General features: G+C 73.3%; 21 protein-coding genes. 8 read left to right on the top strand and 13 right to left on the bottom strand.

The window, feature by feature from the left end:
* Positions 1-22: 22 nt before the first annotated feature.
* Genes HBO46_RS04755 through HBO46_RS04730 form a run of 6 tightly spaced genes read right to left on the bottom strand, consistent with a single transcriptional unit; the run spans position 23 to position 7,874 of the window.
* Complete coding sequence (locus tag HBO46_RS04755) at positions 23-1,465, bottom strand: aldehyde dehydrogenase family protein (RefSeq protein ID WP_166140126.1); 1,443 nt, start codon at positions 1,463-1,465, stop codon at positions 23-25.
* Entirely contained in the window at positions 1,462-2,688 is a 1,227-nt protein-coding gene (locus HBO46_RS04750; protein ID WP_166140127.1) for an FAD-dependent oxidoreductase, read from the bottom strand. Before HBO46_RS04750 ends, HBO46_RS04755 begins: the two co-directional genes overlap by 4 nt.
* On the bottom strand, positions 2,685-3,632 hold the full coding sequence (locus HBO46_RS04745; protein ID WP_207950488.1) for an isocitrate lyase/PEP mutase family protein: 948 nt from the start codon (positions 3,630-3,632) through the stop codon (positions 2,685-2,687). The genes HBO46_RS04750 and HBO46_RS04745 overlap by 4 nt, the downstream gene beginning before the upstream one ends.
* Positions 3,629-5,131 carry an aldehyde dehydrogenase family protein gene (locus HBO46_RS04740; RefSeq protein ID WP_166140128.1) on the bottom strand — a complete coding sequence of 501 codons (1,503 nt, stop codon included), beginning with the start codon at positions 5,129-5,131 and terminating at the stop codon, positions 3,629-3,631. Before HBO46_RS04740 ends, HBO46_RS04745 begins: the two co-directional genes overlap by 4 nt.
* Complete coding sequence (locus tag HBO46_RS04735) at positions 5,128-6,498, bottom strand: acyl-CoA dehydrogenase family protein (protein ID WP_166140129.1); 1,371 nt, start codon at positions 6,496-6,498, stop codon at positions 5,128-5,130. The genes HBO46_RS04740 and HBO46_RS04735 overlap by 4 nt, the downstream gene beginning before the upstream one ends.
* A complete protein-coding gene (locus tag HBO46_RS04730) occupies positions 6,495-7,874 on the bottom strand; it encodes a flavin reductase (protein ID WP_166140130.1) in 1,380 nt (459 codons plus the stop codon). The genes HBO46_RS04735 and HBO46_RS04730 overlap by 4 nt, the downstream gene beginning before the upstream one ends.
* 178 nt (positions 7,875-8,052) lie before the next feature.
* Between HBO46_RS04730 and HBO46_RS04725 the strand changes: the two genes are divergently transcribed.
* Positions 8,053-8,751 (top strand): GntR family transcriptional regulator, encoded by a 699-nt coding sequence (locus HBO46_RS04725; protein ID WP_166140131.1) that lies wholly within the window; start codon positions 8,053-8,055, stop codon positions 8,749-8,751.
* A gap of 103 nt (positions 8,752-8,854) precedes the next feature.
* Here the strand turns inward: HBO46_RS04725 and HBO46_RS04720 are convergent, their stop codons facing one another.
* Positions 8,855-10,525, bottom strand: coding sequence for a nitrilase-related carbon-nitrogen hydrolase (locus HBO46_RS04720; protein ID WP_166140132.1), 1,671 nt, complete (start codon positions 10,523-10,525; stop codon positions 8,855-8,857).
* Between the two features lie 74 nt (positions 10,526-10,599).
* Between HBO46_RS04720 and HBO46_RS04715 the strand changes: the two genes are divergently transcribed.
* Positions 10,600-12,060, top strand: a complete 1,461-nt coding sequence (locus HBO46_RS04715) for an MFS transporter (RefSeq protein ID WP_166140133.1) — start codon at positions 10,600-10,602, stop codon at positions 12,058-12,060.
* 264 nt (positions 12,061-12,324) lie between these two features.
* Here the strand turns inward: HBO46_RS04715 and HBO46_RS04710 are convergent, their stop codons facing one another.
* From HBO46_RS04710 to HBO46_RS04700, 3 genes are read right to left on the bottom strand one after another with little or no spacing between them, the layout of a single operon-like run.
* On the bottom strand, positions 12,325-12,903 hold the full coding sequence (locus HBO46_RS04710) for a hypothetical protein (protein ID WP_166140134.1): 579 nt from the start codon (positions 12,901-12,903) through the stop codon (positions 12,325-12,327).
* Positions 12,900-13,568 (bottom strand): isochorismatase family protein, encoded by a 669-nt coding sequence (locus HBO46_RS04705; RefSeq protein ID WP_166140135.1) that lies wholly within the window; start codon positions 13,566-13,568, stop codon positions 12,900-12,902. The genes HBO46_RS04710 and HBO46_RS04705 overlap by 4 nt, the downstream gene beginning before the upstream one ends.
* 4 nt (positions 13,569-13,572) lie before the next feature.
* On the bottom strand, positions 13,573-14,787 hold the full coding sequence (locus tag HBO46_RS04700) for a CaiB/BaiF CoA transferase family protein (protein WP_166140136.1): 1,215 nt from the start codon (positions 14,785-14,787) through the stop codon (positions 13,573-13,575).
* 65 nt (positions 14,788-14,852) lie between these two features.
* Here HBO46_RS04700 and HBO46_RS04695 point away from each other — a divergent pair, with 65 nt between their 5' ends.
* From HBO46_RS04695 to HBO46_RS04675, 5 genes are all read left to right on the top strand, one after another.
* Positions 14,853-15,812 (top strand): hydroxymethylglutaryl-CoA lyase, encoded by a 960-nt coding sequence (locus tag HBO46_RS04695; protein WP_166140137.1) that lies wholly within the window; start codon positions 14,853-14,855, stop codon positions 15,810-15,812.
* 165 nt (positions 15,813-15,977) lie between these two features.
* On the top strand, positions 15,978-17,174 hold the full coding sequence (locus HBO46_RS04690; RefSeq protein ID WP_166140138.1) for a CaiB/BaiF CoA transferase family protein: 1,197 nt from the start codon (positions 15,978-15,980) through the stop codon (positions 17,172-17,174).
* Positions 17,175-17,233: 59 nt separating this feature from the next.
* Positions 17,234-18,064 carry a cyclase family protein gene (locus HBO46_RS04685; RefSeq protein WP_166140139.1) on the top strand — a complete coding sequence of 277 codons (831 nt, stop codon included), beginning with the start codon at positions 17,234-17,236 and terminating at the stop codon, positions 18,062-18,064.
* Complete coding sequence (locus HBO46_RS04680; protein WP_166140140.1) at positions 18,061-19,548, top strand: MmgE/PrpD family protein; 1,488 nt, start codon at positions 18,061-18,063, stop codon at positions 19,546-19,548. The genes HBO46_RS04685 and HBO46_RS04680 overlap by 4 nt, the downstream gene beginning before the upstream one ends.
* On the top strand, positions 19,545-21,011 hold the full coding sequence (locus tag HBO46_RS04675) for a dihydroorotase (RefSeq protein WP_166140141.1): 1,467 nt from the start codon (positions 19,545-19,547) through the stop codon (positions 21,009-21,011). The genes HBO46_RS04680 and HBO46_RS04675 overlap by 4 nt, the downstream gene beginning before the upstream one ends.
* 115 nt (positions 21,012-21,126) lie before the next feature.
* On the opposite strand, the gene HBO46_RS04670 is transcribed toward HBO46_RS04675, so the two are convergent.
* Both HBO46_RS04670 and HBO46_RS04665 read right to left on the bottom strand, forming a co-directional pair.
* Positions 21,127-22,785 carry an alpha/beta fold hydrolase gene (locus HBO46_RS04670; RefSeq protein ID WP_166140142.1) on the bottom strand — a complete coding sequence of 553 codons (1,659 nt, stop codon included), beginning with the start codon at positions 22,783-22,785 and terminating at the stop codon, positions 21,127-21,129.
* Between the two features lie 108 nt (positions 22,786-22,893).
* Positions 22,894-23,691 (bottom strand): IclR family transcriptional regulator, encoded by a 798-nt coding sequence (locus tag HBO46_RS04665; RefSeq protein WP_166140143.1) that lies wholly within the window; start codon positions 23,689-23,691, stop codon positions 22,894-22,896.
* A gap of 229 nt (positions 23,692-23,920) precedes the next feature.
* On the opposite strand from HBO46_RS04665, the gene HBO46_RS04660 reads away from it, so the two are divergent.
* The gene (locus HBO46_RS04660; RefSeq protein ID WP_166140144.1) at positions 23,921-24,622 is read left to right on the top strand and encodes a FadR/GntR family transcriptional regulator; all 702 of its coding nucleotides are present in this window, start codon (positions 23,921-23,923) and stop codon (positions 24,620-24,622) included.
* Positions 24,623-24,674: 52 nt separating this feature from the next.
* Here the strand turns inward: HBO46_RS04660 and HBO46_RS04655 are convergent, their stop codons facing one another.
* The gene (locus HBO46_RS04655) at positions 24,675-25,688 is read right to left on the bottom strand and encodes a nitrilase-related carbon-nitrogen hydrolase (RefSeq protein WP_166140145.1); all 1,014 of its coding nucleotides are present in this window, start codon (positions 25,686-25,688) and stop codon (positions 24,675-24,677) included.
* Positions 25,689-25,744 lie beyond the last annotated feature (56 nt).

Here is a 25,744-nt window from a genome sequence, read left to right as displayed (position 1 = left end):
TCGGGACCTTGGTCCCGATCTCTCACGACCCGGGATAGGCGTTGGCCGCGAGGCCGGCGCCCCCGGCGCGGAAGGCCGCGGGGGCGTGCACGACGCAGGGCTGGACGTACTCCCACAGCCCGTCGTCGCCGTACTCCCGGCCCCAGCCGGAGCGCTTCACGCCGCCGAACGGCGCGTGCAGCGCCATGCCGGTGCGGTTGTGGGTGTTGACGAAGGCGAAGCCGGCGTCCAGGCGCGCCGCGACCGCGAACGCGCGGTCCTCATCGGCCGACCAGACGGAGCCGCCGAGGCCCAGGTCGCCGGCGTTGGCGCGGGCGACCGCCTCGTCGACCTCGTCGAAGGCGAGCACCGGCAGGGTCGGGCCGAACTGCTCCTCGGCCACGATCCGCGAGGCGTCCCCGGCCCCGAGCACCAGGGTGGGTCGCACGAAGTAGCCACGGGAGAGGTCGGTCGCGGGGTCGACGGTGCCGAGCTCGCGGACCTCGGCGCCGGCGGCCCGGGCCTCCTCGACCAGCCCGGTCACGCGCGCGGCCGAGTCGCCGCTGACGACCGGGCCCATGCTGACGCCGTCGTGCAGCGGGTCGCCGGTACGCAGCACCCGCGCGGCCGCGGACTCCAGCCCGGCGACGACCTCGTCGAGCCGGCTGCGGTGGACGTATAGGCGCTTGATCGCCATGCAGACCTGGCCGCTGGTCGCGAAGGCGGCCATCACCAGGCGCTCCAGCGCGGCGTCGTCGAGGGCGGCGTCGTCGAGCAGCAGCGCGGCGTCGTTGCCGCCGAGCTCGAGCACGCTCGGGGTGAGCGCCCGACCGGCCAGCGAGGCGATCGCCCGCCCGGCCGACTCGCCGCCGGTGAACGCCACCCGGTCGACGCCCGGGTGCGAGACCAGCGCGGTCGCCGTCTCCGCTCCCCCGTGCACGACCTGGACCAGGCCGGCGGGCAGGTCGCGGCCGACCAGCTCGAGCAGGCGGCCGATGCCGAACGGCGCGAACGGCGACGGCTTCACGACCACCGCGTTGCCGCTGACCAGGGCCGGGGCGAGCTTGAGCGTGGTGAGGATCAGCGGCGCGTTCCACGGCGTGATCGCGGCGACGACGCCGTACGGGCGGTGCCGCACGCTCATCCGGCCGCGCACGTCGTCGTACCCGCCGGGCGTCAGCAGCGCCTCGCCGCGGTCGGCGTAGAAGCCGAGCACGGTCGCGGCGAACCCGGCCTCACCGCGCGAGTCGGCGAGCACCTTGCCGGTCTCGCGCGCGGTCAGGGTCGCGATCTCCTCGAGGTGCTCGCGCACCCGGGCCGACGCCTCGCGCAGCAGGGCCGCGCGCTTGTCCACCGGCACCGCCACCCACTGCGCCTGGGCGGCGCGGGCGCGGGCGACGACCTCGTCGACCGCCACCGCGTCGGAGGACTCGACGGCACCGACGAGCTCGTCGGTGCGCGCCGGGTTCTCGCGTTCGATCCTCACGCCTGCGTACCGCCCACGCCGACCATGTCGACGACCTGGCCGCTGCGCAGCGAGTTGATCATCGAGGTGTTGAGCAGGTGCTTGCGCATCTTCTCCTTGTCGGAGGCCAGCGTGCGCAGCTCGTCGTGGTAGGCCTTCTGCGCCGCCGGGTCGTCCTGGCGCAGCTTCTCCCAGTTGTCGTGGGTGATGGTCTTGACGTAGGACAGCGCCACCTGGCGGCGCGCCTCGCAGACCTCGTCGAGCTCGTCGAGGGACGCCGACCCGTCGAGCACGCCGATCAGCGCGAGCGCCTCGAGCATCGCGTCGTGGACGCCGCTGTTCATGCCCATGCCGCCGAGCGGGTTGTTGATGTGGGCGGCGTCGCCCATCAGGATCAGCCGGTCCTTGCGGAAGGTGTCGGCCACCCGCTGGTGCACCCGGTAGAGGGTGGTGTGCAGGACGTCCCAGTCGCGGCCGAGGTCGGCGACGCCGGCCAGGCGCTCCTGCACGCGGGCGGGGTCGATCTCGACCTCGTCGGGGGTGCTCGGGTCGGTCGGGAACAGGATCCGCCAGTGCTCGGGGGTGCGCAGCAGCACCAGCCACTCGGTCGGGTCGAAGACGTAGTTGACCGCCGAGATGCCCGGCAGGATCGTGTCGAGGTCCTCGGTGGTCGAGGCGACCAGGAAGCGCTCGGGGTAGGTCATGCCCTCGAAGGTGAAGCCGGCCGTCTGGCGCACCTGGGAGTTCGAGCCGTCGGCGCCGAGCACCCAGTCCGCGGTGAACACGTCACCGCGCTCGGTGGTCAGGGTCGCCTGCTCGGCGGTCGTCTCGGCCTGGACCACACGCTGGTCGAAGTGGACGGTGACATGCTCGAGACCCTCGAGGACCTCCAGCAGGATCGGGGTGAGCTTGGACTGCTCGCACTGCACGCGGAACGGGAAGCGGGTGTCCTCGGAGAGCACGCCGAGGTCGAGGTCGGCGATCGGGCCGGAGCGGCGATCGCGGTACTGGAAGCCGGTGGACACGATGCCGCGGGCCATCAGCGGCTCCAGGACGCCGAGGTCGTCGAGCATCTCCAGGCTCGGCGGGTGGAACGTCGAGGCGCGCGACTCCGTGGACAGCGTCGCGCCGGCCTCGAGCACGGTCACCTGCACACCCGCACGCGCCAGGACCAGGGCGGCGGTCAGGCCGACCGCGCCGGCGCCGGCCACGAGAACGGTGCTGTGGTGGGGGGTGGTGGTCATCGGTTCCCTTTCGAAAGGTGCGCCGAGGGGGTGGCCTCGGCGACGGCGTACTGCTTCTCTTCGTCGAGCAGCTCGGGCTGGCCCGTGAGCCCGGTGAGCGAGGACCACTCCCAGCGCTCGGTGCCGGCTGCGGAGCCCGACGTGACGACTGCTGCGTAGACCTGCTCCATCGCGCGGGCGGCGGCCAGCAGCGCGGAGACCGGGTGGATCACCGCGCGGACGCCGACCTCGGCGAGCTGGGCCGCCGTCGGGCCGGCCTCGACCGGACCGGCGGCCTCGGAGCGGTTCCAGACCATCGGCACCCGGTGGCCGGCGGCGTCCAGGGCGTCGCGCACCCGCTCGAGGTCGGCGAGGCCCGCCCCCTCGGGGAAGACAGCGTCGGCGCCGGCGTCGGCGAACCCGAGGCAGCGCTCGACCACGGAGTCGATCCCCTCCACCGACAGCGCGTCGGTGCGGGCCACGACGACCAGCGACGTCGCGGCGTCGATGGTGGCGCGCACCTTCTGCACCGCCTCGGCGCACCCGATCACCGCCTTGCCGGCCATGTGCCCGCACCGCTTGGGCGAGACCTGATCCTCCAGGTGGAGACCGGCCACCCCCGCGGCGGCGTAGGCCAGCGCGGTGTGCCGCGCCTGCAGGGCGTTGCCGTAGCCGGTGTCGGCGTCGGCCAGCAGCGGGACGCCACCCGCCGAGGCCGCGATGACCGCGGCCCGGCGGGCGATGTCGGTGCCGTGCACGAAGCCCATGTCGGGAAGGCCGAGCTCCACCGCGGAGACCGCGGCGCCCGAGAGGTGCAGGGCGCGCGCGCCGCTACGGCTCGCGAGCCGCGCGCTGACCGCGTCGTGCACCCCCGGCAGGTGCACCAGCTCGGTGCCCTGGAGCAGGGCCCGCAGCCGGTCGGCGGCACCGGCCGGTGCCGCCCGCAGGAGGTGGTGCGAGGTCACCGGCCGTGGAGGGCGAAGCCGCCCTCGACGCCGACCACGCGGGCCCCGGTGAAGATCCGGATGGTCTCCACGGTGCCCTCCTCCCCCATGCCCGACCAGCCCCACGCGGGGCGGGGCGTCATCAGGTGGAGGTTCATGATCGTGGAGCCGTTGACCTTGACCTCGCCGGCCTGGACGCGGCGGGCCACCGCGAGCGCGCGCTCCTCGTCGGAGCCCACGACGTACCCCTCCAGCCCGAAGGGGGTCGCGTTGGCCAGGGCCAGCGCCTCCTCCTCGGTGCGGTAGGTGTGCACGGTCGCGACCGGCCCGAAGACCTCCTCGTGCGCAGCCTCGTCGGGGACGCCGGTGATGAGGGTGGGCGCCAGGAAGTGGCCGCCCTCGGGCAGCGCGGTCGCGGCGCGTGCGGTGCCGCCGGCCTGGACCCGCTCCTCGATCGCGGCGACCAGGCGGGCCCGGTGCACCGAGTGCACGATCGGGCCGAGCTGGGTGGTCTCGTCGAGCGGGTCACCGGCCTGGAGCTGCGCCAGCCGACCCAGGGTCAGCTCGACGATCTCCTCGGCGAGTGCCTCGGGCACGATCAGGCGGCCCAGCGCGCGGCACCACTGGCCGTTGAGCGTGGTGAGCAGGTCGGCGGCGTGCTGCGCCGCGGCGGCCGGGTCGGCGTCGGGCAGCACGAGCAGCGGGTTGTTGCCGCCCAGCTCCAGCTGCAGGGAGGTGAAGTTCGCAGCGCAGGCCGCGGCGATGGCCTTGCCGCCGATCAGCCCGCCGGTGAAGGAGACCGCGCGGATCCGGCGGTCCGTCACCATCGTCCCGCCGACGTGGGCGCCGCCCTGCACCAGCTGGAAGGTGCCGGGCGCGACGCCCTCGTCGTCGAGGACGCGCGCGACGATGCGCCCCAGCTCGGTGGTGGCGTACGGCGCGTACTCGCTCGGCTTGAGGATGGTGGGCGCACCGGCCGCCAGCGAGCTGGCGATCTTGTGCGCGGCCATCGGGGCCGGGGCGTTCCACGGCACCAGGTTGAGCGCGGGGCCGAGCGGGAGGCGGTGCACCTCGACGGCGCGGCCGCTCTCGCCGGCGGTGACCTCGTGCAGCGCGCCGTTGCGGATCGCGGCGGCGGCCAGGCGGAAGGCGGCGTGGTCGATCAGCGCGACGATCTGGGTCTGGCTGACCGGGACGCCGGTGGCGAAGGACTCCAGCGCGGCCAGGCGCGGCACCTCGGCCATCACGGCGTCCGCGATCGCCTCGAGGATGTCGGCGCGACGCTCGATCGGCGTGCTCGACCAGGAGCCGGACACGTGCACCTCGGTGGCCGCGGCCAGGGCGCGCTCGACGGCGTCGGCGGTGCTGGCCACGGCGTGCCCGAGCTCGGCACCGGTGAACGGGTCCTCGAGCACGAGCTCGAGGCGGTCACCGGGGACAGCCGTCACGCCCGCGATGATCTCGACGACCTCGGGGACCTCGAGGCGAGCGGCGGTGCCGGTCGCGTCGGTGGCGGTCATGCCTTCTCCAGCGTCGGCGCACCGGCGCCGGCGGGCGTGCCGTTGACGGCCCCGTTGCCGTTGGCGGCGCCGTTCGGGGTGGGGGCCTTGAAGCTGTCGGTCGTGGTGAGCCCGGCCCAGCCCTCCTTCTCGACGATCATCTTGGCGAGGTCGAGCTTGCCGCGCTCGGCCGGGAACGCCTGGACCAGGCCCATCGTGGTGTCGCGCACCGCGCGGCCGATCTCGTTGCCCATGAGCGCCCCGGAGGTGCCGCACATCTTCAGTGCCGTGAGGGCGACGTCGTGGGCGTGCTCGCAGATCGCGCCCTTGGCGAGCTTCCAGCTCTGGACGACCTCGGCCTTGGGGAGGATCGGCGGGTCGCTGACCTCGAGCTCGATCTGGCGGCGCAGCCACAGGTGCGCCTCGGCGAGGTGGCGCTCGCCCTCACCGATCAGCACCTGGTGCATCGGGGAGGACGCGATCGGCTTGCCGGTGTCGGCGAACGTCGCGGCCATGGTGCGCCCGAGCGCGTAGTCCCAGACGCCCTGGGCGATGCCGGCGTAGATCGCGGCGATCGCGATCTGGTTGCCGACCCACGAGCCGCGCGACATCTGGGTCGCGCGGGTGAACCCGCCGGGGACGGTCAGCGCCAGGTCCTCCGCGACGAAGCAGTCCTCCAGCACCAGGCCGAAGTTGTCGGAGGCGCGCATGCCCAGGCCCGACCAGTTCAGGCGGGGGCGCGAGCCCGGCGCGTCCTTGGGGACGAGGAACAGGCTGAGCGCGTCGAGGCCCTCGATGTCCTCGCGACGGGCGGTGACCAGCGCGTAGTCGCCGGAGCCGGAGAGGCAGCCGAAGGACTTCTCGCCGTTGAGCAGCCAGCCGCCCTCCGTGCGCGTGGCGGTCGTCTGGATCAGCACGTTGGCGTTGGAGGCCTTGACCGCCTCGGAGGCGAAGTTGCCGATCGACTTGCGCTCGGCGCCCATCAGGGTCAGCACCTTCTCGGCGAAGGCGCGCACGACGGGGGCCTCCTCGTCGCCGTACAGGCCGGCCTCGAGGGCGGCCATCGGCAGCATGCCGCGCGAGGAGGAGGAGCAGTGGAAGAAGTACGCGAGCGCGGTCGAGCCGCAGACCGTGCCGATCGAGTACGTCGTGGCGGCGAGGTCACGCAGCCCGCCCCCGAGCCCTCCGAACTCCTCGGGGATCACCAGGCCGAGCAGGCCGGCCTCCCCGAGCAGGTCCAGGTGGCCCTCGGGCAGCTTGCCCGCGGCGTCGGCTGCCTCGGCGGCAGCGGCGATCGCCGGGAGCACCGACTCGACCCGCTCGGCGCGGGCGCGCTCGGCAGGGGTCAGGTCGGGCAGAAGGCGCTCTGCGGTCAGTCGTGCCGTCATCCTGCGGCTCCTACGGTGTCAGGGGTGGAAGTTTCCGGAGCGAGCTCCGGCCGGTCGGCGACCGGTTCCGGGCCGGGCAGGCCCGAGGTGGTCTCGCCGCGCAGCTGCTGGGCGAGACCGGAGAGCGTGTGGGGGTCGGCGGGGGTCGTGACGTCGAGCGTCTCGAGCAGCCGGACCAGGTCCTCGGTGGCGACGGCACCGTCGAGTCCACCGAGGGTCGTGTCGAAGTGGGTGACGCCGCTCTTCAGAGCGGTGAGCGCCTTGACCAGACCGAGGCGGTCCCGGTCGTGGAGCGCGACGCGCAGCGCGGTCGGGCGGGCCAGGCGGGTGACCTCGGCCAGCAGGGCGCGGACCTCGAGCGCGGTCGCGCGGCCGTCGGTGTCGGGCAGGCACACCTCGCGGACCCCCCGGGCGGCGAGGGTGACCACTGCGGCGATCACGCTCTCCGCGCGAGCCGGGCCGAACGGGTCGAGCAGCGTCACCGCGGCCCGGTCCTCGACGCCCTCGATGGCGGCCAGTGCACGGGCGAGGGCCTCGTCGGGGTCGGCCCCGAGAGCAGGGTCGCCCCCGAGGTCGGCGACGACCTCGAGGGTCCCGATGCCCAGGCTCAGCGCCTGCTCCGCCTGGAGCCGGTCGCCCACCCGGGCGCTGGTGGTCGCGAGGTCGACGCAGGTGGGCACCGCGTCGAGGGCGGCCTGGGTGTCGACCGCGTTCACGGCCACGATGGCGGGGTCCGCGCCGGGGTCGGAGCCGACCAGGTCGAGCACCCGGACCCGGATCCCTGCCCCCGCGAGCGCCGCGATCACCGCGGCGACGGACTCGGGGTCCTCGCCCCGCTCGCGCAGCGCCCGGACGGCGCCGCCGTCGGCGAGGGTCGCCACCTCGGGCAGCACGTCGGCGAACTGGCCCCAGCCGCGGGCGTGGTAGAGCAGCGGCGCCGAGCGGCGCGCGGCGTTCGCCGCGAGCACCTCCCCGACGAAGATGGTGTGGTCGCCCCCGTCGTACTGGTGCACGACGCGGCAGTCCAGCCAGCCCAGGGCGGAGTCGAGCAGCGCGACGCCGGTCTCGGCGGTCGACCACTCCTCCCCCGCGAACCGGTCGGGGCAGTCCTTGACCATGCCGGCGAAGCGCCGACCGACCTCGATCTGGTCCTTGGCCAGGACGTTGATGCCGAAGCACCCGGCCTGGGCGATCTGGTCGTGCGTGTAGAGCTTGCGGTCCAGACAGATGGAGACCAGCGCGGGTGTCGCGCTCACGCTCGAGAACGAGCTCGCAGTCATCCCGATCCGGCTGCCGTCGGCAGCCAGTGTCGTCACGACGGTCACGCCGCTGGGCCATTGGGCCAGCACGTCCCGGAAGACCTGTGGATCGACCACGGCTCACCTCCTCATCCTCGTAGGAGAATATACAATATCTTCTTCGAGGGTGCGCAAGGGTACTTTGGTCCCGACCGGTGACTCCGTGCGCCAGCGGGCCGATCTCCTCGGCGGGCGATATATGATTTGGGCCTGTCCGAGGCATCCCCCCTGCCCCCCGTCACCCTCAGGAGCTCCGATGGCCCGATCGGCCTCAACCTCGGTACGCCCGATCGCGCACCAGTCCCTCGTCGACCGCGTCACCGACGAGCTGCACCGCGCGATCCTCAACGGCGACATCGCCCCCGGCTCCGCGGTCTCGATCGTGGACCTGTGCGAGCAGTTCGCCGTCAGCCACATCCCCGTGCGCGAGGCGCTGCGTCGCCTGGAGAGCGAGGGCGTCATCAGCCTGCGCCCCGGCCGCTCCGCGCTCGTCGCCTCGCTCAGCGCCGAGGACCTCACCAACATCTATGAGCTGCGCAAGCTCATCGAGGGCGAGCTGACCGTGCGGGCGATGGCCTCGATGCGCGAGGAGTACCTCAAGACCGCCGAGGACGCGCTGGCCGAGTACGTCGGCATCGTGCGCGAGCCGGCCCTGCTGGCCGCCAAGCACCACGCGTTCCACGAGGCGATGCTCGACCACGTGCTCGGCAGCGCCGACCGCCGCGTGCTGGACCTGCTCTGGAAGTCCGCGGACCGCTACCTGCACCTGCTGATGGACAACCTCGACCGCGAGCCGGAGACCCAGCAGCGCCGCATCGACGAGCACGAGGAGCTGCTCCGGCTCGCCCGCGCCGGCGACACCGAGGGGCTGAAGGCCGCCTGGATCGCGCACCTCGACAGCACCCAGCAGGCGATGCTCGAGGCACTGGCCGCCCGCGGCGAGGCCACCGCCTGACCCGCGTCCCGATCAACGGGAGCGACGTCGATCACCCGGCGCGGACGCTCCGGATCGAAGCCCGGACTCCCCCAGGAGTCCGGGCTCCGTCGTTCCCGGAGGATCAGCGGGCAGTGACCAGCGGTGCCGCGAGGGCCCACGGGCGACCGTCGACGACGTCGGTGCCCTTGCTGACGAAACGGTTGGTCGCGCACTCCGGGCGCAGCGACACGGTGGTGAGCGACTCGTGCGCCACGACGAGCTCGGGACAGCTGATGACGCCGGCGAACCCGGTCTCCCAGCCGTCGCCCCACAGCGTGAAGTCGGGCGAGAGCGGCACCGCGGCACCGCTGAGCTCCGCGGAGGTACGCCGCGAGCCGGCGACCAGGTTGACCCGGTTCTCCGCCGCGCGCTCGCGCAGCAGCAGGTCGAGGTCGTGCGGCTCGGCGGCACTGAACGGCACCGCGACCACGTCGGCGTCCTGGAACGCCGCGAGCCGGAACGCCTCGGGGTAGAGCGCATCGTCACCCACGAGCACCACCAGCCGACCGAAGGCCGTCTCGAGCACCGCCACCTCGTCGCCGAGCTCGGTGTGCCAGCCGGCGTGGCGCTCGCTGCGGTGCAGCTGCGGCTGCTCGAGCAGGACACCGCCCTCGCCCACGACCACGCCGAGGTGGCGACCACCGTCGACGACGCTCGTCACGACCAGGGTGGAGGTGCCGGCCAGGGCGGCGGCGATGTCGGCTGGCGCGAGGCCGTCGCGGGCGGGCGTGGCCGCCGTACCGTCCCCGTGTGCGGCGAGCTCGGGCAGCACGACCAGGTCCGGGCCCTCGGCGATGGCCTTGGCCAGCAGCGATGCGACGTCCTCGCCGGGGGCGGGGGCAACGACGACGGCGACGGCGCGCGGGGCGCCGGCGGGAGCGCGGCGTCCCCGCGGCTCCTCGGCGATCGGGCCGTAGATCTCGGGGCGGCGCGCGGCCATCAGGTCGGTGCCGTCCGGGCGACGCTTGTCGTCGGCGGCCCCCACCTCGATGTCGGCGACCACGACCGCCTCGCCGGTGCGCGGACCACGGGCGACCACGGTGCCGTCGGGCGCCACGATCTGCGCCTCCCCCGCGCCGTGGAGGCGCTCGACCGGGACGCCCACGCGCTCGGCGACCGCCTGGATGCTGTGCTCGGGCACCAGCGGCCCGACCTTGTTGCCGGCCACCACCCAGACCTTGTTCTCCACCGCACGGACCGGGACGTGGAGGGTCGCCTCGTCCAGGGCGAAGGAGTTGACGCTGTTGAGCAGCACCTGGGCGCCCTCGACGGCGAGCATCCGCGGGGTCTCGTTGATGACGCCGTCCATGCAGGAGTAGAGCCCGAAGCGGGCCACGTCGGTCACCACGACCGGCGAGCGGTCGACGGCGGTGTCGATGTGGTCGCGCTCGCTGCCCATCAGCACCTGCTTGTCGCTGACGCAGAGCACCGCGCCGTCGGGTCCGAACAGCACGTTGCTGCCGCTCACCCGGCCGTCCTCGCGCAGCAGGGTGAGGTTGGCCATCAGGTGCAGCCCGTGCCGGGCGGCGCGCTCGGCGAGAGCGGCCACGAACTCGCCGTCGAGCGTCACGGCCTTCTCCCGAGCGTGCTCGCGCGAGCCGTACCAGGAGACGTGGTTGCAGAACTCCGGCAGCACGACGACCCGGGCGCCCCGGGCGGCCGCCTCATCGATCGTGCGCAGGCAGGTCGCGAGGTTCTCCGCGACATCCTCGGTGGCGGCGAACTGGACGGCGGCGACGCGTAGGACGGACAAGCTCGTCTCCTATATATCTTGTACGATCTTGAACCAAGCGTTGCACATCAGGTTCCACGACAGGAGCAGATCTCATGACCGACACGCACGACGTGGCTCCCCAGCGGCCCGCCGCCGAGGCCGCTGAAGCCTCGTCCGGCGTGGCCGCGTCCTCGACCGTCATGCTGGACGTCTTCCCGAAGCGTCCCGCCCGCAGCGTCGACCTCTCCAAGCCGGCCCCCCTCGGATGGTGGCCCGCCGTCGTGATCGCGCTGGTCGCGTTCATCGACCGCGTCGAGATCAACCTGATCTCCGGCGCCCTGCCCGCGATCCAGGACCACTTCGGCTTCAGCGACACCGTCGCGGGCGCGATCCCGACCTCCGCCAGCCTGGCGGCCGCGATCCTGCTGCTGCCCGCCGGGCGCCTCGCCGACCGGGCGCCCCGCGTGGTGACGATCTTCGTCGTCGTGCTGATCTGGTCGATCTGCTCGGTGCTGAGCGGTCTGGCGACCAGCCTGGTGATGTTCTTCGCCGTACGCGTCCTCATCGGGGCCGCCGGCCAGCTCTACAACCCCCCGGCCTCCAGCCTGATCGCCGACTACTACCCGGCCCGCAGCCGCGGCAAGGCCTTCGGGTTCGAGCGCGCCGGCTACTACATGGGTCTGCCCACCGGCGTCATCCTCGGCGGCGCGATCGCCGAGGCGATGGACTGGCGTGCGGTGTTCTTCGTCGCCGCGGTGCCCGGCCTGGTCGTGGCACTGCTCGTGCTCACCCTCAAGGAGCCGCTGCGCGGCCTGGGCGACCGCATGGACCGGCTGCGCGGCGGTGCCGTGGAGTCCGACGGCGCCCACGGCGTCCTCACCGCGTCGAGCAGCTCGCTGTTCGCCGAGGCCAAGGGCCTGCTGAAGGTGAAGACGCTCAAGGGCATCATCCTCGGCCAGGCGCTGCTGTCGCTCGGCGTCGCCGGCCTCTTCTACTGGCTGCCGACGTTCCTCCAGCGCACCGAGGACCTCGGCTACGACGCCGCCTCGGGCCTCGCCGGCGGCGTGGGCGGCACCGGCATCGTGATCGGCATCATCCTGGGCAGCCGGATGGGCGACAAGTTCCACGGCATCCGCCCGGGCTGGCGGATCAAGGTCGCCACCGGGTTCCTGCTCGTCGGCGCCGTCGCGCTGACCGGTGCGGTGATGCTGCCGGGCCTGTGGCTGCGGATCGCGCTCGTCTGCGTCGCCTGCGCCGGCTTCGCCGCCGCCATCCCGAACCTGACCGCCGCCTCCGCCGACGTCGTGCCGGCGGACCGCCGGGGCATGGGCTTCGCGCTGCTCACCTTCCTGGTGACCCTCGGTGGCGCCGTCGGCCCGCTGCTCATCGGCGTCACCTCCGACCTGATCGGCTCCACGTCGTACGACGGCGAGCCGCTGGCCCTGGCGATGCTGGTCCTGGTGCCGGCGATGTTCGCCGCCGTGCTCGCGCTCCTGTGGATCCGCGACACCTTCGAGGACGACGCCGCGGCCGCCACAGCCGCGACCCTCGCCTCGCCCGACACCGTCGCCTGACCCGGCAGACACCTCGAGCGCCCGGCTCCTCCCGCGAGGGAGGGTCCGGGCGCTTCGTCGTCTCGCCCGAGCCGGGGCTCGTGGTTGCCCGGGTCGGGACTTGTGGCGGGGCCGCGGGCTCCTCCCACGGACTGTCGACGCTTCCCCCGTCGTACGACGCGTGTGGAGCGGCAGCAACCCCGCGTGACAAGCAGCCGCCCCCCACGCAGACGCCCGCCCCGCGGCAGGCAGGCCGGGGGCGGGCGTCTGGTGGTGCTGGGTGGGTCAGCCCCAGATGCGGATGACGGCGCGGCCGGGGAGCTGCGGGGCCGGGGTGCCGGCGGGCAGGTGCAGGTAGCGCTGGGTGTCCGGCCAGACCAGGTCGGCGTCGCTGTCGAAGACCGCGCCGGCGACGTCGTCGCGGACCTCGATGGTGCCGGGCAGGGTGGCGCTCGGGCCGCGGACCAGGCCCGGGGCGATCGGGACGACGTCGAGCTTGCCCGGGTGCTCGGCCTCGCCCTCGCTCCAGCCGCCGGGGGCGCCGGTGAACCAGACGACGGCACGGGTGCCCGGCTCGGTGGAGGTCGCGGCCCGCGTGGTGTGCGGCTCGGCGACGAGCAGCTCGCCGGTGCCGCAGGTGCGTCCGCTGATGTGCAGGGCACCGGAGACCACGACCATCTCCTCGCCGGCCGGCTGGTTGCCGGTCACGTCGCGCCGCCAGCCGTCGGGGAAGCCGACGAGCACGGCGCGGTAGGGCCGCTCCGCGTCCGCGTGCAGCATCACCATCCCGGCCGGCACGTCGGCGCCGGCCACGGTGTGCTGGCCCCAGGTCAGGTCTGGGGAGTCGAGCTCGACGATGCTCATGCAGGTCCTCCGGTCAGGTCGCGGTCGCGCGGGGCGATCGCCCGCAGCTGGTCGATGGCCTCGGCCTCGGACACCACGTCGGCGTACTTGGCGTCGAGGTCGAACAGGTTGGACTCGTGCACGCCCGCGTCGCGGTCACCGCTGGCGTCGCGCACCACGAGCGGGCGGAACCCGCTCTGGAGCGCGTCCAGGGCGGTGGCCCGCACGCAGCCGCTGGTCGAGAACCCCAGGACGTACGTCGTGTCGACGCCGAGCGCGCGCAGGGTCGAGGCGAGCGAGGTGCCGAAGAAGCCCGAGGCGTACTGCTTGGACACCACCACCTCGCCGGGCTGCGGCGCGGGCGCCTCGGGTGCCTCGGCCCACGGCGAGCCCTGCTCGAAGGCGGCCAGGCCGGGCACCTTGACGCCGAACCAGCCGGCGTCCCTGCGGCCGGGGGCGAGGCGCACCTCGGTGAACAGCACCGGGTGGCCCGCCGCGCGTGCGGCGTCGACGACCCGGGCCGCACTCGCGCGCGCCGCCTCGAACCGGCCGCCCTCGTCGGTCAGCGGACCGCCCTCGAGGTAGGCGCGGCACACGTCGACCACGATCACGGCCGGGGCGCTGCCCGGGCCGATGCGGCCCAGGAAGCCGGCCGAGGAGTAGTCCGCGGAGCGCTCGGTCGCCATCGCTCTAGATCACGCCGCGCTCGAGGAGCGCCGCGCGCTCGTCCTCGGAGAGGCCGAGCAGGTCGCCGTACACGTCGCCGTTGTGCTGACCGAGCTCGGGACCGGTCCACCGGATCGAGCCGGGCGTGGCGGACAGCTTGGGCACGACGTTCTGCATGGCCAGGCTGCCGAAGGACTCATCCGGCACCCGCACGATCGCCTCGCGGGCCTCGAAGTGCGGGTCGGTGAGCATGTCCTCGGCCTTGAAGATGCGGCCGGCGGGGATGCCGTTCTCGTGCATGAGCCCGAGCAGCTCCTCGGAGTCGACCGTGCGGGTCCACTCCGAGATCAGCTCGTCGAGCTCGGCCTGGCGCTCGCCGCGGCCGGTGTGGGTGGCGTACTGCCCCTCCTTGGCCAGCTCGGGGCGGCCCATGACCTCCGCGAGGCGGCCCCAGACGCTGTCCTGGTTGGCGGCGATCAGCACCATGCTGTCGTCGGCGGTCGGATAGACGTTGCTGGGCGCGACGTTCGGCAGGATCGCGCCGGTGCGCTCGCGCTGGTAGCCCGCGGCGTCCCACTCGGTCACGAGGCTCTCCATCATGGCGAGCACGGCCTCATAGATCGCGGAGTCCACGACCTGGCCCTCGCCGGTGACGTCGCGGTGCCGCAGCGCGGCGAGCGCGCCGATGGTGGCGTGCATCGCGGCCAGCGAGTCACCGATCGAGATGCCGGTGCGCGACGGCTGCCGGTCGGGGTCGCCGACGATGTAGCGCAGCCCGCCCATCGCCTCGCCGATCGAGCCGTAGCCCGCGCGCTTGGCGTAGGGGCCGGTCTGGCCGTAGCCGCTGACGCGCACGAAGATGATCTTCGGGTTGACGGCCTTGAGCTGCTCGTAGCCCAGGTTCCACTTCTCGAAGGTGCCGACGCGGAAGTTCTCCACCACGATGTCGGCCTGCTCGACGAGCTTGAGGAAGATCTCCTGGCCCTCGGCCTGGCGCAGGTCGAGGGTCACCGAGCGCTTGTTGCGCCCGACGACCGGCCACCACAGCGACTTGCCCTCGGCGGCCGTGGCACGACCCCACTGGCGCATGGAGTCGCCGATGCCCGGGGGCTCGACCTTGATCACGTCGGCGCCGAGGTCGCCCATGAGGGTGCCCGCGAAGGGTCCGGCGAGGAGCTGGCCGGCCTCCAGGACGCGCACTCCGTGCAGCGGGCCGGTTACGGTCTCGGAACTGGTCATGTCGGTGATCGTATATCCGATATCATCGGCCTGCACCCGACACCCCCGAGGACTGGGACGACACCGTGACGACGCACCCGACCGCCCCCCGCAGCACCCCCACCGTCTCACCCGCAGCACCGGTCGAGATCGTCGAGGTCTCCCCGCGCGACGGACTGCAGAACGAGAAGCGCGTGCTGCCCACCGAGATCAAGGCCGAGCTCATCCGCCGCTGCCTCGACGCAGGCCTGCGCCGCATCGAGGTCACCGCGTTCGCCCGCCCCGATCGGGTGCCCCAGATGGCCGACGCCGAGGACGTGCTGGCGGCGGTCCGCGACGACGAGCGCCTCCAGTCGATCGGCCTGGTGCTCAACCGCCGCGGCCTCGACCGGGCCGTGGCCGCCGGCTGCACCGAGGTCACCGCCGTGGTCGTCGCCTCCGACGGCCTCGCGCTGCGCAACCAGGGCGCCGACACGGCCGCCCAGATCGCCGCCTGGCACGACATGGCCGCCGCCGCCCGCGACGCCGGCGTGCGCGCGAGCGTCATCATCGCCGCGGCCTTCGGCTGCCCCTTCGACGGCCCCGTCCCGGTCGCGCGGGTGCTCGAGGTGGCCAAGGGCTGCCTCGACGCCGGCCCCGACGAGCTCGCGATCGCCGACACCATCGGCGTCGGAGTGCCCCGCCAGGTCACCGCGATCGTCGGCGGGCTGCGCGCCCTGGGCGCCGACGTACCGCTGCGGGCGCACTTCCACAACACCCGCAACACCGGCTACGCCAACGCGCTGGCCGCGGTCGAGGCCGGCGTGAGCGTGCTCGACGCCTCGGCCGGCGGCATCGGCGGGTGCCCCTTCGCCCCCGGCGCCACCGGCAACATCGCCACCGAGGACCTGCTCTACCTGCTGCACCAGTCCGGGATCCCCACCACCGACCCCGTCGATGCGGCACTGGTCGCCGAGACCGGCACCTGGATCGCCGAGCAGCTGGGCCTGCCGCAGGCCCCGGCGATGCTCGGCCGGGCCGGCGGGTTCGCCGCACCGCTCCTCTGAGTCGGCGGCCGGGGAGCACACCCTCCCGGCCCGGGCGCGCGGCCCCGCTCGACGACGCCCGCACAGACCGCCCCGCCGGCGCACTGGCGCTCGGCGGATGATCCGCCCTATATTGCGGTTTCTGGAATAGAGTTTCGCAAGGCGGAACACAACGGAGGGAAGTCAATGACCGCAGGACCGCTCACCGGCTACACGGTGATCGACGCGTCGACGATCCTCGCGGGCCCGCTCGCCTGCCAGATCCTCGGGGACTACGGCGCCGACGTCGTCAAGATCGAGCACCCTGCGAAGCGCGACGGCATGCGTGGCCACGGTCCGGCGAAGGACGGCACGCCGATCTGGTGGAAGGAGATCGCGCGCAACAAGCGCACCGTGGGGCTGAGCCTCAAGGAGCCCGACGGTGCAGCCCTCTTCCTCCGGCTCGCCGCCACCGCCGACGTCGTCGTCGAGAACTTCCGCCCCGGCACCCTGGAGCGCTGGGGAGTCGGCCCCGAGCAGCTGCACGAGGTCAACCCCGGGCTGGTCATCGTCCGGATCACCGGCTTCGGCCAGACCGGCCCGTACGCCGCCCGCGCGGGCTTCGGCACCTTGGCAGAGTCGATGAGCGGCTTCGCGCACCTCACCGGCCAGGCCGACGGCCCGCCGACACTGCCCGCGTTCGGCCTGGCGGACTCGATCGCCGGCATCGCGGCCTCGTCGGCCGTCTCGATGGCGCTGCTCGCCCGGGAGCGGAACGGCGGCCGCGGCCAGGTCATCGACCTCGACCTGCTCTCGCCGATCATGACCGCGGTCGGCCCCGGCCCGACGGTCTACCAGCAGACCGGCGTCGTCGGCACCCGGCACGGCAACCGCTCCACCAACAACGCCCCGCGCAACACCTACCAGACCTCCGACGGTCACTGGGTCGCGATCTCCACCAGCGCCCAGGCCATCGCCGAGCGGGTCCTGCAACTCGTCGGCCACCCCGAGGTGATCGACGAGCCGTGGTTCGCGGCCGGCAACACCCGCGCGCAGCACGCCGACGAGCTCGACGAGTACGTCGGCTCCTGGATCGGCGCCCGCACGCGCGACCAGGTCGTCGACGCCTTCACCGAGGCCGGCGCCGCGATCGCGCCGATCTACTCCGCCAAGGAGATCGTCGAGGACCCGCACGTCCGCGAGACCCAGATGCTCACCGAGGTCGAGGACCGCGACTTCGGCCCGCTGCTCCAGCACAACGTCATGTGGCGGATGTCGGAGACCCCCGGCTCGATCCGGTTCACCGGTCGCGAGCACGGCGAGGACACCGACGCCGTGCTCGGCGAGCTCGGCCTGAGCGCCGAGGAGCTCGCCGACCTGCGCAGCCGCTCAGTCATCCGCTGACATCCGCTGACCCACGCCCGCACCTGCCCTGCACCTGCACGCACCGAATCCGAGGACAGATGACCGACTCCACCACCGCACGCCTCCTGGACGCCGCTGCTGCCGGCCTGGAGATCTTCGACCTGGGCCGCACGCTGACCGTCGGCATGCCGCAGTCGCCCAACCACCCGGCGTACTGGCACGCGCTCCCCCGGCGGCACGGCGACATGGTGCGCTCCGACGGCGGCTCCGCGGCCAACGACATGATCTCGATGGGCACCCACGTCGGCACCCACATCGACGCGCTGAGCCACGTCTCCCAGGACGGCAAGCTGCACGGCGACCTCGACGCCGAGGCCGCGCAGGTCGGCGGCCGCTTCCTCGAGCACGGCGCGCACACCATCAAGCCGATGGTGCGCCGCGGCGTGCTGCTCGACGTGCCCGGCACCCTCGGCGTGGACCGCCTCGAGCCCGGCCAGGAGATCACCGTGGCCGACCTCGAGGCCACCCTCGCCGCCCAGGGCACCGAGATCCGCGAGGGCGACGTCGTCCTGGTCCGCTCCGGCTGGGGCCAGCACTTCGACAACGGCGACGGCGACCTCTACCGCGGTCTGTCCACCGGCGTGCCCGGCGTCTCCGAGACCGGCGCGGCGTTCCTCGCCGGCCACGGCATCCACGCCACCGGCGCGGACACCATCGCCTACGAGCAGCTCAAGCCGGGCGCGGGCCACGGCCTGCTCCCCGCCCACCGGGTGCTGCTCGTCGAGTCCGGCATCTACATCATCGAGGCGATGGACCTGGAGGCGCTGGCCGCCGCCGGCGTCCACGAGTTCCTGTTCGTGCTCTCGCCGCTGAAGTTCTTCGGCGCCACCGGCTCCCCGGTGCGCCCGCTGGCAGTGGTCGGCGCATGAGCTACTCCCCCGCGGCGAACGCCCGCCCCGCCGGCAACCCGACCGGCGAGCCCGGCGCCGGCCCGACCCTCGCCCAGCAGCTCGCGGCGTTCGCCGTCGACGCCGCGACGAACGGCGTACCGGCCGACGTCGTGGCCTCGGTCGGCCAGCGCACCCTCGACGTGCTCGGTCTCTGCGTCGCCGCCCACCGGCTCCCGACGAGCGCCGCGGCCATCGGCCACGTGCTCGACCAGGGCGGTCACCCGCAGGCGACGGTGGTCGGCGAGCCGACCCGGGTCAGCGCGATCCAGGCCGCGTTCGCCAACGGCGTGCTCGCCCACTCCCTCGACTACGACGACACGCACCTGCCCTCGGTTCTGCACCCGTCCGCCTCGGTGGTCCCGGCCGCGCTGGCCGCCGCCGAGCACGCGGGTGCCAGCGGCGAGCTGACGGTGCGCGCGATCGCCGTCGGCCTCGAGGTCGCCGTCCGCCTCGGCATGGCCGGGTACGACGCCGAGCTCGGCAACTCCGTCTTCTTCGAGCACGGCCAGCACGCCACCTCCATCACCGGCGCGATGGGCTCCGCGGTCGCCGCGGCGATCGCCTACGGCCTCGACGAGGACGGCATCGCCGACGCGCTCGGCATCACCGCCTCGCTGGCCTCCGGCATCATCGAGGCCAACCGCACCGGCGGCACCGTCAAGCGCCTGCACTGCGGCTACGCCGCCCAGGCCGGGGTCACCGCCGCCCAGCTGGTGCGCCGCGGCTTCACCGGTCCCCCGACCGTCCTCGAGGGCCGCTTCGGGTTCTTCCAGGCCTGGCTGCACGGCCAGTTCTTCCCCGAGGCGATCACCGAGGGCCTGGGCACCGAGTGGTCGGTCCCCGGCATCTTCTTCAAGCCCTACCCGGCCAACCACTTCACCCACACGACCGTCGACGCCGGCCGGGCGTTCCGCGAGCGGGGCGTCCGTCCCGAGGACGTCGCCTCGGTCGTCGTGGGCGTCGCCGGCTCGACCGTACGCACCATCGGCGAGCCGATCGAGGTCAAGCGGACCCCGGTCACCGGCTACCAGGCCCAGTTCTCCGGGCCGTACGCCTTCGCCGCCGGCCTGTTCGGCGGCGGCGGCCTCGGCACCGGGCTCGACGACTACACCGACGCCCTCGCCCAGGACCCGGCCCGCCGGGACCTGATGGCGAAGGTCGACGTGGTCGCCGACGAGCGGTGCAACAAGATCTACCCGTTCCAGTTCCCCGCCGTGGTCACGCTCACCACCACCTCCGGCGAGGTCCTCGTCGAGGAGGTGCTGGCCAACCGCGGCGGTCCGGCCAACCCCCTCTCCGACGCCGAGCTGGCCCGCAAGTTCAGCGACAACGTCGCCGGGCGCCTGGCGCCGTCGCTCGCCGAGTCCGTCAGCTCCGAGGTGCTCTCGCTCCACACGGCCACCGACCTGGTGTCCGTCCTCACGCCGCTGTCCACCTTCACCCCGCAAGGAGATTCCGAGTGACCGAGTACGACGTCCTCCTCACCAACGTCAAGGCCGTCCTCCCCGGCCACGACGAGCCCCAGACCGTGGACATCGCCGTCAAGGACGGGAAGTTCGCCCGGATCGAGGCCGGCATCCCCGCCGACTCGGCCGCCCGGGTCGTCGACGGCGGCGGCAAGGTCGCCTTCCCCGGCGTCGTGGACGCCCACCAGCACTGGGGCATCTACAACCCGCTGCCCGAGGACGTGCGCACCGAGTCGCGCGCCTCGGCCCAGGGCGGCGTCACGACGTCGCTGTCCTACATGCGCACCGGCCAGTACTACCTCAACAAGTCCGGCGACTACGCCGACTTCTTCCCCGAGGTGCTCGCGCTGACCGAGGGCAACGCGACGATCGACTACACCTACCACCTCGCGCCGATGAGCAAGTCGCAGATCTCCGAGATCCCGGCCCTGGTCAAGGACCACGGGGTGACCTCGTTCAAGGTGTTCATGTTCTACGGCTCCTACGGCCTGCACGGGCGCAGCAGCGACCAGTCGCAGTTCCTGATGACCCCGGAGGGCGAGCGCTACGACTACGCCCACTTCGAGTTCGTGATGCGCGGGGTGCAGAAGGCCCGCGAGGAGAACCCGGAGATCGCCGACCAGATCTCGCTCTCGCTGCACTGCGAGACCGCCGAGATCATGGCCGCCTACACCAAGATGGTCGAGGAGGACGGCACCCTCACCGGGCTCCCGGCGTACTCCGCCTCGCGTCCCCCGCACTCCGAGGGCCTCGCGGTCACGATCGCCTCCTACCTGGCGCACGAGACCAACCTGCCCACCATCAACCTGCTGCACCTCACCAGCCGCAAGGCCGTCGAGGCGGCGCTGACGATGGCCGCGGCGTTCCCGCACATCGACTTCCGCCGCGAGGTCACCGTGGGCCACCTGCTCGCCGACTGCGACACCGCGCACGGCGTCGGCGGCAAGGTCAACCCGCCGCTGCGTCCGCGCGAGGACGTCGAGGCGCTGTGGGACTACCTGCTCGACGGCAAGATCGACTGGGTCGTCTCCGACCACGCGTGCTGCAAGGAGGAGCTCAAGTTCGGCCAGCCCAAGGACGACGTCTTCGTGGCGAAGTCGGGCTTCGGCGGCGCGGAGTACCTCCTCGCCGGGATGGTCTCCGAGGGGCGCAAGCGGGGCCTGGCCTTCGGCCGGATCGCCGAGCTCACCGCGACCAACCCCGCCGAGCGCTACGGCCTGGGTGCCACCAAGGGCGCCATCGCCGTCGGCAAGGACGCCGACCTGGCCCTGGTCGACGTCGACCACGCCTGGACGGTGCGCGCCGAGGACTCGGTCTCCAGCCAGGAGTACACGCCGTTCGAGGGCGCCGACCTGACCGCGAAGGTCACCGACACCTTCCTGCGCGGCCAGCAGATCATGACCGACGGCGTCGTCACCGACGAGACGCCCGGGCGCTTCCTGGCCCGCCCGACCGCCTGATCGGCTGATCGGCTGACTGGCTGACCCGCTGATCGGGGCCTGACGCAGCGACGCCCGCCGTTCCCCTCGGGGAGCGGCGGGCGTCGTCGTACGTCCCGCTCTCGCGGGGGCCGGGTCAGGCCTGGCGCACCGCCCAGGCCGCGTCGCGCCCGTCGGCGTGGTCCAGCTCGACGAAGCGGACCCGGCCCTCGCCACTGACCTCCTCGCTGCCGCGGCGCAGCATGTCCTCGGGGGCCGCGCACACCAGCGTCGGCACCGACACCGCCGCAAGCCGCTCGCGGGAGTCGAAGAGGAACGCCGCGCGGTAGGAGTGCCGATAGGTCGGCCCGCTCTTGAGGAACTCCAGCACCAGCCGGTGCAGGTGCGCGGGCTCCGAGGGCGCCGTGGGACGCACGGTCGCCGCCGTCTGGCGGTACCACGGCCAGAACAGCTGCACGTCGCGGATCGTGTGCCAGGCGCGCAGCAGGTGCTCGCCGTGTCGTTCCGGCTCCATCGAGATGAAGTAGTTCTCCAGCAGGTCCGCGCGCTCCGCCTCCTCGAGCACCGGCAGGCCGTCGGCGACGAGCGTGGCCACCAGGTCCGGGCGCTGGCAGGCCAGCTCGAGGGCGATGCAGGCGCCCGTGTGGCTGCCGTACGCCGTGACCCCGGCGAGGCCCAGCGCGTCGAGCACCGCGGCGTCGGCGGCGGCGAACTGCTCGATGCGGGGGTCCTCGCCGCGCGGCGCGGAGGAGTAGCCGTTGCCGAGCGTGTCGGGCGAGACCACCAGGTGGTCCCGTGCCAGCTCACCGATCAGGCCCTCGAAGCTGTCCGCCGACCCCGGCGAGCCGTGGACGAGCAGCAGCGGGGGCGCCCCCGGGTCGCCGTCGATGCGCACGTGGCTGACCCCGTGCTCGGTGCGCACGTAGGTCCGCGTCGTACCCCCGCGGTGCTCGACCGGCGGGGAGGGCGGGGCGTCGGCCAGGCCGAGGCCGCGGTCGAAGGCCGCCACCAGGTCCTCGAGGTGGGTGGCGTTGTCGACGCTGCGCACCTCCATCGTCGGGGCCTCGACCCGCAGCCGGTCGAGGTGCTCGTGCAGCGGGTCCGCGTGCTTGGCGAGCAGCACCGCAGGCACCCGCAGGTCGCGCAGCGCCGCTCGGGCGTCGTAGCGGAACGCGGCGCGATAGGCCAGGCCCCAGTCCGGGCGTGCGCGCAGCATGTCGAAGGTCATCTGGTGCAGGTCGGCCAGCGCCGGCATGGACTCATCGAGGCGCCGGCCGGCCTCCTGGCGGTACCAGGGCCAGAAGGTCCACATGTTGCGCATGCGGTGCCAGGCCTCGGTGAGGTGGCCGCCGTGCCAGACCGGCTCGACCCGTGGGGTGTAGTGCTCGAGCTGCTCGGCCATCTCCTCGACCGTGTAGAGGCCCAGCCCGTCCATCACCAGCTGCGCGACCCGCTCGGGCGCCAGGACCGCGGCGGACAGGGCGATCTTGGACCCGGTGTGCGTGCCGGCGAGCACGAAGCGCTCCAGCCCGACGGCGTCGGCGAACTCCAGCACCCGGCGCCCGTAGTCGGCGATCTCGGGGTCGGCGTCGCCGGAGGGCAGCGGGTCGGACTGGCCGTAGCCTGCGGTGTCGAGGGCATAGACGGTGAAGTGCGCCGCGAGCCTCTCGATCCACGGTGTCATGCAGGCCGAGGACATCGGCGAGGAGTGCAGCACGATGACCGGCGCCCCCGCTCCGGCACGCAGGTAGTGCAGCTGCCCGCCCGGGAGACTGACGTAGTGGCGCTCGATCACCGATTCCTCCTTGTGAAACAATGTTTCGCCTAGTGGAATCATTGTGGCCCTCGATCCGGTGCCGCACAAGGGGCGCGCACCCAGCCCGAGACGCTCGGCGCGCGGCGATCAGTCCTCCGCGACCCACCCCAGCCCGGTGGAGAGCGAGCGGGTGGCCTCGAGCAGCAGCTCGCGGCAGTGGTCGAGCTCGGCGGCGAACCGGGAGGCCGGGCCACACACGCTGATCACCGCCGCCGGCGTGCCGTCGTGGCGCAGCACCGGTGCGGCCACCGACGCCGCCCCGTCCTGCCGCTCCCCCGCGGACCGGGCCCAACCCTGGGCGCGCACCCGGGCCAGCTCCTCGCGGAGGCCGGCGTCGTCGACGACGGTCGCCCCCCGCGCGGAGGTCAGCGGCCCGGCCAGGTAGCGCTCGCGCTGGGCGTCGGGCAGGAAGGCGAGGAACACCCGGGACGAGGCGCCGGCGTGCAGCGAGTAGGGCTCGCCCAGCGACACCGACATGATCACCTCGCGCTCCGGGGTGACCTGGTCGACGTAGATGCGGTCGCGCTCGCCCAGCAGGACCGACAGCGTCGCGGTCTCGCCGGTCCGCTCCGAGAGGTCCTCCAGGACCGGGCGAGCAAGCCGCCGCACGTCGATCCGGTCGAGGTAGCTCAGCCCGAGGCGGAGCGCGCCGGCGCCGAGGGAGTAGCGACGGGTGTGCTCGTCGAGCTCGACGAGCCCGCCGCGCCGCAGCGAGCTCAGCACCCGGTGGACGGCCGACTTCGAGAGCCCCATCGCCTCGGCCACCTCCGTGACGCCGTGGTCGGCGCGCGGATCGGCGGCGAGGTGCAGCAGCACGTCGGCCGCGCGTTCGACCGTCGCGATCGTGGCACCGGCGCCAGCCGCTGCCGGCCGGGGGGTGGTCATGTCGTCACCTTTCGTTCCGGTCTCCGAAACACTATTCCTATATGGTGCGCTCACTGCGTTGCCCTCCTACTGAAAGGGACCGACCGTGGCGGATCGCCCGCGCCCGATGTCCTCGACCGGCTCCGACGGCCGGCCGGCCCACCGTCCCGCGGCCTCGCGGGCCACGGCGGCCACGGTGACGCGGTCCCCGTACCCTCCGGTCCCGCCGGAGCCCGCGGAGCTGGCGAGCATGCACGGCCGGATCGTGGAGCGCCTCGGCAGTCGGATCGCCGCCGGGGAGCTCACCGGCGTGATCGACCCGGACCGGATCGCGACCGAGCTGGAGGTGTCGCGCTCGTTGGTGCGCGAGTGCCTGCGCACGCTGGCCGCGAAGGGCATGGTCCAGGCCCGGCAACGCGCCGGTACGACGGTGACCGATCCGGGCAGCTGGGCGCTCCTGGACGAGCAGGTCATCCGCTGGCGCGCCTCCGGCGCCAGCCGCTTCGTGCAGCTGCGGGAGTCCCTCCAGCTGCGCGAGCGCCTCGAGCCGCTCGCCGCCGGCCTCACCGCCACCCACGCCGACCCGGCGGTGCTCGAGGCGCTCGCCGACGCCGTGGTCCGCATCGACCGCGCGACGCGCGCCGCGGACCCCCGCCTGATGATCGAGGCCGACACGGCCTTCCACCGGCTGCTCTACCTCGGCTCGGGCAACGACATGCTCGCCCGCCTCGCGGGCACCGTGCACGCCTGCCTGCGGGTGCCGGACTTCCAGCGCTACCAGCACTTCTCCCCCGACACCGCCGCCCGCCACGGGCGTCTGGTCGACCTGGTGCAGGCCGGCGACGTCGAGGGCGCCGAGCGGGTGTGCGGTGAGCTGATGGACCTGACCCTCGAGCTGTTCCTGAACGCCCAGGACCGGGTCATCGCCCGCAGCGCTCCGGCCGACCGCTGAGCGGCGCCCCACGGGGGCGCCGCTCAGACGGCCGGAGCTCAGGCCCACCGGCTCAGGTCCACCGGCTCCGCCCCGCGACGTACGCCGCGGTGTCGGCCAGGGTCGGGGGCTGCTCGGCGGCGAACAGGTTCGGCGGGAACCGGCTGACGTAGCCGTCGAAGACCTCGCGGTAGAGGTCCCAGTGGATGTCGGGCTGCAGGTGCCGCGCGCGGAACGCAGCGATCGGGATCCGCGCCTGGATCAGCGCCTCGTGCTTGCCCTCGGCCCGGACGATCACCTTGCCGTCGGGGCCGTAGATGGCCGAGCCGCCGGCGCCGGTGTCCTCGAAGTAGGGCCCCTTGCGCAGCAGCAGCGCGTTGTTGGCGACCGCCACGTAGACCCGGTTGTAGAGCGCGGTGGCGGCGATGTCGGTCTCGGTGAAGCTGCCGCTGGCGGTGCGCAGGATGACCTCGGCGCCCTTGATCGCCAGGGCGCGCATCAGCTCCGGCTCGAGCTGGGTGGAGGAGAGCGTGATGTTGCCCAGCGGGGTCTTGGCCACCGGCAGGACGGCGTCGGCGCCGTAGCGCTCGACGTACTCGTCGAGGACGTCGTAGATGGCGGTCGTGAAGAGCTCGAAGCCGGGGAACAGGCCGCGCACGTTGCGCGCCTTCCAGTGGCTCGCGACCAGGTCGCCGTCGGGGCCCACCAGGTTGGTCAGGCTGAGCACGTGCCCGGGCCAGTCGGGGTCCTTCACGTAGGCGCCGAAGGCGATGTAGGAGCCGAACCGGCGGGCCTTCGCGGCGATCGCGGCCAGCTCGGGGCCGTCGAGGGTGATGCAGCGCTCGAGCGCCTCCTCGCGGGTCCAGGTGTCCCAGCCGCTGATCGGGAACTCGTGGAAGAGCAGCAGGTCCGGGCCGGGGCCGTAGTGGAAGGCGTTGTCGATGAGGTGGAGCATGTGCTGGAGGTTGTCCTCCAGGTCGGCGCGGTCCGCCGCGGGGTGGATGCGGGACTGCGCCACCCCGAGGGTCCAGGCGTCCTGGGCCAGCGGGGCCACCGGGTAGCGCCCCGGGTTCGTGTCTGCGTGCATGGCTCGCTCTCGTTCTCGGCTCGGAGGAGGGGTGGGCGGGCCGACGCCAGGCGTCG

The organism is Nocardioides ochotonae (assembly GCF_011420305.2).
Taxonomy (GTDB): Bacteria; Actinomycetota; Actinomycetes; order Propionibacteriales; family Nocardioidaceae; genus Nocardioides; species Nocardioides ochotonae.
Note: the sequence above shows the minus strand (reverse complement) of the source record. Positions and strands in the feature narration are given on the sequence as shown.

Coding starts and splice junctions, on each gene's coding strand:
- HBO46_RS04750 (WP_166140127.1), bottom strand. CDS start 2,688: ATGACCACCACCCCCCACCACAGCACCGTTCTCGTGGCCGGCGCCGGC.
- HBO46_RS04740 (WP_166140128.1), bottom strand. CDS start 5,131: ATGACCGCCACCGACGCGACCGGCACCGCCGCTCGCCTCGAGGTCCCC.
- HBO46_RS04735 (WP_166140129.1), bottom strand. CDS start 6,498: ATGACGGCACGACTGACCGCAGAGCGCCTTCTGCCCGACCTGACCCCT.
- HBO46_RS04725 (WP_166140131.1), top strand. CDS start 8,053: ATGGCCCGATCGGCCTCAACCTCGGTACGCCCGATCGCGCACCAGTCC.
- HBO46_RS04715 (WP_166140133.1), top strand. CDS start 10,600: ATGACCGACACGCACGACGTGGCTCCCCAGCGGCCCGCCGCCGAGGCC.
- HBO46_RS04710 (WP_166140134.1), bottom strand. CDS start 12,903: ATGAGCATCGTCGAGCTCGACTCCCCAGACCTGACCTGGGGCCAGCAC.
- HBO46_RS04705 (WP_166140135.1), bottom strand. CDS start 13,568: ATGGCGACCGAGCGCTCCGCGGACTACTCCTCGGCCGGCTTCCTGGGC.
- HBO46_RS04700 (WP_166140136.1), bottom strand. CDS start 14,787: ATGACCAGTTCCGAGACCGTAACCGGCCCGCTGCACGGAGTGCGCGTC.
- HBO46_RS04690 (WP_166140138.1), top strand. CDS start 15,978: ATGACCGCAGGACCGCTCACCGGCTACACGGTGATCGACGCGTCGACG.
- HBO46_RS04685 (WP_166140139.1), top strand. CDS start 17,234: ATGACCGACTCCACCACCGCACGCCTCCTGGACGCCGCTGCTGCCGGC.
- HBO46_RS04680 (WP_166140140.1), top strand. CDS start 18,061: ATGAGCTACTCCCCCGCGGCGAACGCCCGCCCCGCCGGCAACCCGACC.
- HBO46_RS04665 (WP_166140143.1), bottom strand. CDS start 23,691: ATGACCACCCCCCGGCCGGCAGCGGCTGGCGCCGGTGCCACGATCGCG.
- HBO46_RS04660 (WP_166140144.1), top strand. CDS start 23,921: ATGCACGGCCGGATCGTGGAGCGCCTCGGCAGTCGGATCGCCGCCGGG.
- HBO46_RS04655 (WP_166140145.1), bottom strand. CDS start 25,688: ATGCACGCAGACACGAACCCGGGGCGCTACCCGGTGGCCCCGCTGGCC.